Below are 6,122 nucleotides of genomic sequence, written 5' to 3'. Positions count from 1 at the left end.
TTGCGCGCCGTCTACCCCCCAATCCCCCCCAAAAAAAACCCGCCCCCCCGCCACTGGGGGGGGGGGGCCTTTTTTGCACGTCTCGAATCAGCGCTTGCGGCTGATCGGGCGGCGCAGGAGCGGCCAGGTGCTCAGCAGGGCAGGCACCCCCAAGCCCAGCCAGGACAGGGCGTCCCACCAGCCATCGCCCAGCAGGGCACTGAACAGGCCGAGGGCGCCTAGCAGGACGATGAACAAGGGCAGGGCGAAGGTGGATTGGCGCCAGTTCATGCTGTCGCTTCCTCGGATGAGCGCTGTCCAGTGGTGCGTCGCAGGCGAACCCACCAGAGATAGAGCCCGCTGCCGAGCACGATGATGGTGAGGATATCCAGTGCGGCCCAGAGCAGTTGCATGGGACGGCCGCCGTAGTCGCCGAAATGCAGTGGCTGGGACATCGCCAGTGCATCCATGTACCAGGGACGCTGCGCGACGGCAGTCACCGCTAGGGTGCGCGCGTCGATCAGCACCGGCGTCCACAGGTGGGCCGTCAGGTGAGAGCTGCCAACCATGAATACCGTGTAGTGGTGCTCGCTGGAGAAGCGGGTGCCGGGGAAGGCAATGAAATCCGCCTGCATGCCAGGCAGTGCGTCGGTGGCAATTGTCAGCACGTTGTCCACGGGGGCGCGCCCGGTGAGTGGCGGTGCGTTGCGGTAGGGTTCTACCAGGGCGGTCAGCGCGTCCTGTCGCCAAGCGCTGATCAGAAGGTCGGCGCAGGCGCTGATGACGCCGGTGACACCCACCACCAGCGCCCAGGTCAGGGTGACGATGCCGATGAGGTTGTGCAGGTCCAGCCAGCGGGTTCGTGTGGAGCGCAGGTGACGCACTTGGGCGAACTTGAGGCGTCGCATGAAGGGCGAGTAGAGCACCACACCGGAGACGATGGCGATCACGAACAACAGGCCCATGAACGCCAGCAGCAGCTTGCCAGGCAGCCCGGCGAACATGTCCACGTGCAGGCGCAGGATGAACATCAGCACCCCGCCGTTGGCGGCCGGCATGGCCACGGGTTCGCCAGTGCGGGCATCGAGCATGAAGGTGTGCGAGGCGTTCGGCTCGGTACCGGCAGTGGCGGCAGTGATGGCGACCACGCCGTTCGGCTCGTCTTTCTCAAAACCCAGGTACTGCACCACCTCGCCGGGGCGGTGGCGCTGGGCGGCATCCACCAGTTGCTGCAGACCCAGGTGCGGGGTGCCAGGGGCCATTTCGCGCAGCTCGGGCGCTTCACCCAGCAGGTGCTCCAGCTCGTGGTGGAAGATCAGCGGCAGCCCGGTAAGGGCCAGCATCAGCAGGAAGAGGGTGCAGATCAGGCTGGTCCAGGTATGCACCTGGGACCAGCGCCGGATGGTGCGGCTTTGCATGGCGATTCCCGATTCAAGGGCCGCCCCGCGGGGCGGCCGTGTTTCGTCAGAACTTGTAGTTCACGCTGCCGACCACGGTGCGTTCGTCGCCGTAGTAGCACCAGTAGCCGTCGCAGGTGGACAGGTATTCCTTGTTGAATACGTTCTTCGCGTCCACCGCTACCGAAAGACCGCGCAGTGAGCTGTTCAGGCGGCCCAGGTCGTAGTGGGCCGAGGCGTCGTACACGGTGTAGGAACCGGTATGGCCGAGCCAGGTGTTGGCCGTGTTGCCGTAGCTGTCCCCCACGTAGCGCACGCCGCCAGCGATGCCGAAACCGTCGAGGATGCCGCTGTGCCAGGTGTAGTCGGCCCAGGCGGTGGCCTGGTTGCGCGGCACCTGGGCCATGCGGTTGCCCTTGTCGGCACCTTTCTGGATTTCGCTGTCGGTGTAGCTGTAGGAGGCCACCAGCTTGAGGTTCTCGGTGACGTCGGCGGTGGCTTCCAGTTCCAGGCCGCGTACTTCCAGCTCGCCGATCTGGCGGGTCACGCTGCCTTCGGTGACGCTGACGTTGGTCTGGGTCAGGTCGTAGACGGCCGCGGTCAGCATGGCGTCGGTGCCGGGCGGCTGGTACTTGATGCCCACCTCGTACTGTTTGCCCTCGGTGGGTTCGAACGACAGCGTGCTGTCGACGTTCGCACCCATCGCCGGCTGGAAGGACTCGGCGTAGGAGATGTACGGGGTGATGCCGTTATCGAACAGGTAGCTCAGGCCCACGTTGCCGCTGAAGGCCACATCGCGCTGGGTGTTGGTGGCGTCGTTCTTGTTGTAGAAGGTGGTGCCGGTGTGCACCCAGTCTTCGCGGCCGCCGAGGCTCAGGCGCCAGTTGTCCAGGGCGATTTGGTCCTGGATGTAGAGGCCGGTCTGGCGGGTCTTCTGGTTGAAGTCCTGCATGGTGAAGTAGCTCACGCCGGACAGGTCGGCGCCATAGATCGGGTTGTTGACGTTGATCGGCGGCACCCCCATCCCGTACAGCCAGCGATAGTTGGTGTTGGCGCGCTGATGGTCGAGGCCCAGCAGCAGGGTGTGGTCCAGCTCACCTGTGCTGAAGTCGGCCTGGAAGTTGTTGTCCACGGCGAATTGGCTGATGTCTTCGTCGACGATGCCGGACTCGCGGTTGACGTTACCGTCGGCATCGATGCTGTTGAAGGTGGCCACGTTCACCGCCTGGAACTCCAGGTCGCTCTTGGTGTAGCGCAGGTTCTGGCGGAACTGCCAGACGTCGTTGAAGCGGTGCTCGAACGCGTAGCCAAGGGCGTAGTAGGTGCGGTCGTAGAAGTCCCAGTCCGGCTCACCCAGGTTCTTGTGGTGGGAGATGTCACCGAAAGGCGAGTCGATCTTGGTGCCCTGCAGTGGCAGGAACTGGCCTGTAATGCCGGTATCGTCACGCGTGTACTGCGAGAGGAAGGTCAGACGGGTGTCGTCGTTGATGTTCCAGGTCAGGCTCGGCGCGAGGTTGTAGCGCTTGTCCGGGATGTGGTCGATGGGCGAGTTGCTGTCGCGCACGGTGCCGCTGACGCGGTAGAGAAACTGGTCCTCGTCGTCGATCTTGCCGGTGCTGTCGAAGTTGATCTGCTTGTGTTCGTTGCTGCCGGCCTGCAGTTCCAGCTCGTTGGCCTGTTCTTCCTGCGGGCGGCGACTGACCATGTCCAGCAAGCCGCCGGGCGGGGTCTGGCCGTAGACCGAGGACGCCGGGCCGCGAAGCACGGCGATGCGCTCCAGGTTCCAGGGCTCGATCTTAGGGTTGGCGAAGGAGCCTACCGGCAGCGGCAGGCCGTCGAGGAACTGGGTCGGCACGAAGCCGCGAACCTTCAACCAGTCGGAGCGGGAGTCGGAACCATAGCCGCTGCTCATCACGCCGGCGGTGTAGCGCAGGGAGTCGTTGAGGTTGAGGGTGGGGCGCGAGTCCAGCTGCTCGCGGGTGATCACCGAGATCGAACGAGGGATTTCGATGATTGCGGTGTCCGTCTTGGTGCCGGCGGCAGTGCGGGTGGCGACCATGCCGGTGGTCGGGCCCCAGGCGGTTTCATAGCTGCGGCTGCCATCGATGTTCACGTCCGGCAGGTTCATCGCCTCATCGGCAACGGGGGCCAGGCTGTAGCTGTCGGTGCCGTTCTGCACCAGGCGCAGGCCGCTGCCCTGCAACGCCTGGGACAGTGCCTGCAGCGGGCTCAGTTCACCCTGCACGGCTGGGGCAGCCTTGCCAGCGGTGAGGGTCGGATCGACGCTGAGGACGATGCCGGCATTCGCGGCGATGCGATTCAAGGTGCTGGCCAGCGACGCGGAGGGGAGTTGGTAAGCCTCGGCCAGGGCCTGGGTGGACAGGCCGCCGAGGGTGATGGCCAGTGCCAGCACGGTGTGGCGGAGCGGGGCAGTAGCAGGGTGCATTGCGAACATCTCCTAAGTGAGAAATCGTCTCAATGCCTTCTTGCCGAACCAGAATCGAAAAGTGACAGGGGGATTGAGAAAATTTTCCGGTCCCGTCCCTGGACTCGTTGTTTTGTGGGGTGGAGAGCGCTTTTTCTGGCTATTTCACAGCCTCGAACGCCAAGGCACTACCGCGCGGTGGAGATCGTTTGAGCGATTGCCACCCTGCGGGACAGTCATGGCGTGTCAGTCGTTCGCGGGCACCACGCGCACCCACCAGTCGCTGTAACGCTCGATGCGCACTGGCAGGCTGGGGGGCAAGGCGGCGAGCGCCTTGTCGCTGTCGTTCAGCGGGAAGACACCACTGATGCGCAAGTTGGCCAGGGCCGGGTCCAGGCCCAGGTAGCCGCTGCGGTACTCACCCAGGCTGTCGATCAGCTGTGCCAATGGCATGTCGTCGGCCACCAGCATGCCGTGGCTCCAGGCCTCCGCGCCCACCGGTGCGGGTTCGCTCTTACCGAGGAGCTTGCGGTCGATGCGCACCTGTTCACCGGCCTGGATCACCCGTTCGCCCGATGCACTACGAGGCGCTGCGGCAACAGCCGATTCGAGCACGATCAACCGGGTCGACTCGCCCTCGCGGCGTACCAGGAAGCGGGTGCCCAGGGGCTGCAGACGGCCCTGCTCGGTTTCGACGATGAACGGGCGCGGGTCGTTGTGGCCGGTCTTCACCAGGATTTCGCCGCTGTGCAAGTAGAGCCGGCGCTGCGCTCGGTCGAAGTCGATGTCCAGGGCGGTACGGCTATTGAGTTGCACGATGCTGCTGTCTGCCAGGCGCAGTTCACGCTGCTCGCCACGGGCGGTCAGTTCATCCGCCAGGTAGTCCCCGAGGGGGTGCTGCTGGGCGAGTAGGCCAAGACCCAGGCCCACGGCCAGTACCAGGGCCAGGGCGTTTCCGGCGATTCGATGTGGGCTGCGCCGCCGCACGCCGCCGCTGCGCAACAAGGCACGGCGGGCCGGGGTGGGGGCGGCCGCTGCCAGTTGCTGGTCGATCCCCGCCAATTGCTGCCAGACCTGGGCGTGCTCCGGTCGCTCGCCGAGCCAGCAGCGGAACGCGTGCCGTTCCTGCTCGGTGGCCTCGCCGGAGTCCAGGCACAACTGCCAGGCGATGGCCTCGTCCAGGGCGCGTGCGGACACCCGGCTCATGTCGGCTCTCCATAGAGGGCGATGTAGCACTGGCGCATGCCTTGGGCCAGGTACTGGCGTACCCGTGAGGGGGAAACACCCAGGCGCTCGGCGATCTCGGCGTGGCCGAGGCCGTCCAAGCGGTTGTAGAGGAAGGCGGCCCGCGCCTTGCTGGACAGCTGGCCCAGTAGACGGTCGATTTCCCGGAGGCTTTCCAGGATCAGCGCCTGTTCCTCGGGGCTCGGGTGCAGGTCCTGGGGCGCATGGGCCAGTTCTTCCAGGTAGGCGCGTTCCAGGTCATGGCGGCGGAACTGATCCACCAGTAGCCCACGGGCGATGGTAACCAGCAGGGCGCGGGGCTCGCGGGGAGGTTGCAGATCGGCCCGGGCGAGCAGACGCAGGAAGGTGTCCTGGCTGACGTCTTCGGCGCGCTGAGGGCATTGCACCGTCTTGCGTAGCCAACTGAACAGCCAATCACGATGGTCTCGGTAAAGCAGCCCTACCAGATGCGGGTTCGCGGGATCACCGGCCGACACGCTGACCTCATTGAAATGATCTGAAAAGAGTGATTAAGAATTATTCGCGATGATGACAGAGGCTGGCCCTATGCCGCAATCGTGGTGGGGGGAATGGGCGATGGGTGGTGGTGGGGCGGGGGAAAGGAGGCGGGGCGGCAGGGAGGTGCCGCCCCGGATGGGGACTCAGTGCTTGCTGCCATTGTTCGTCAGGGCCAGCAACTGCTTCTCCTGGTTCCAATCGAAGGGCTCATCGTTCTGCTCCGCCTCATAGCGACGCTCGTCGAGGCGCTGGAACAGGTCGATTTCCTCGTCGGGCATGAAGTGCAGGCAATCGCCGCCGAAGAACCAGAGCAGGTCGCGCGGCACCAGGTGGGCGATCTGCGGGTAGCGATGGAAGACCTGGCTGATCAGGTCCTGGCCCATGTACAGGCTGCCTTCCGGGTCGCGCGGCAGTTCACTCATCAGTTCGTCGAAACGTTCGACGAAGAGCGCGTGGTTCTCCTCGGGAACCTGTTCGGCCTCGCCCAAGGCGACCAGGATGCTGCGCAGGTGGGCGAGCAGAGCGAGGTGATGGTCGAGGTAGGGATTGGCCATGGCGGATTTCCTGAAGCTTGATCG

Annotated in this window: 6 protein-coding genes; all 6 read right to left on the bottom strand. The window is 65.0% G+C overall.

Annotation, left to right across the window (positions count from 1 at the left end):
- Positions 1-87 precede the first annotated feature (87 nt).
- Positions 88-270: a hypothetical protein gene (locus AAHM40_RS15450; RefSeq protein ID WP_342245432.1), complete on the bottom strand. Its 183-nt coding sequence runs from the start codon at positions 268-270 to the stop codon at positions 88-90.
- A complete protein-coding gene (locus AAHM40_RS15445) occupies positions 267-1,397 on the bottom strand; it encodes a PepSY-associated TM helix domain-containing protein (protein ID WP_342245431.1) in 1,131 nt (376 codons plus the stop codon). The genes AAHM40_RS15450 and AAHM40_RS15445 overlap by 4 nt, the downstream gene beginning before the upstream one ends.
- 46 nt (positions 1,398-1,443) lie before the next feature.
- Entirely contained in the window at positions 1,444-3,822 is a 2,379-nt protein-coding gene (locus tag AAHM40_RS15440) for a TonB-dependent siderophore receptor (protein ID WP_342245430.1), read from the bottom strand.
- Positions 3,823-4,047: 225 nt separating this feature from the next.
- The gene (locus AAHM40_RS15435; protein ID WP_342245429.1) at positions 4,048-5,007 is read right to left on the bottom strand and encodes a FecR family protein; all 960 of its coding nucleotides are present in this window, start codon (positions 5,005-5,007) and stop codon (positions 4,048-4,050) included.
- A complete protein-coding gene (locus AAHM40_RS15430) occupies positions 5,004-5,522 on the bottom strand; it encodes an RNA polymerase sigma factor (protein WP_342245428.1) in 519 nt (172 codons plus the stop codon). Before AAHM40_RS15430 ends, AAHM40_RS15435 begins: the two co-directional genes overlap by 4 nt.
- Before the next feature lie 165 nt (positions 5,523-5,687).
- Positions 5,688-6,098, bottom strand: coding sequence for a PA2817 family protein (locus tag AAHM40_RS15425; protein ID WP_342245427.1), 411 nt, complete (start codon positions 6,096-6,098; stop codon positions 5,688-5,690).
- Positions 6,099-6,122 lie beyond the last annotated feature (24 nt).

The organism is Pseudomonas sp. OTU5201, from assembly GCF_038440135.1.
GTDB lineage: Bacteria > Pseudomonadota > Gammaproteobacteria > Pseudomonadales > Pseudomonadaceae > Metapseudomonas > Metapseudomonas resinovorans.
This window is presented reverse-complemented; position numbering and strand designations above follow the sequence as displayed.

What these genes read in the sequence shown, in the direction of transcription:
- AAHM40_RS15435 (WP_342245429.1), bottom strand. Translation starts at nt 5,007, where the DNA reads ATGAGCCGGGTGTCCGCACGCGCCCTGGACGAGGCCATCGCCTGGCAG.
- AAHM40_RS15425 (WP_342245427.1), bottom strand. Translation starts at nt 6,098, where the DNA reads ATGGCCAATCCCTACCTCGACCATCACCTCGCTCTGCTCGCCCACCTG.
- AAHM40_RS15440 (WP_342245430.1), bottom strand. Translation starts at nt 3,822, where the DNA reads ATGCACCCTGCTACTGCCCCGCTCCGCCACACCGTGCTGGCACTGGCC.
- AAHM40_RS15450 (WP_342245432.1), bottom strand. Translation starts at nt 270, where the DNA reads ATGAACTGGCGCCAATCCACCTTCGCCCTGCCCTTGTTCATCGTCCTG.
- AAHM40_RS15445 (WP_342245431.1), bottom strand. Translation starts at nt 1,397, where the DNA reads ATGCAAAGCCGCACCATCCGGCGCTGGTCCCAGGTGCATACCTGGACC.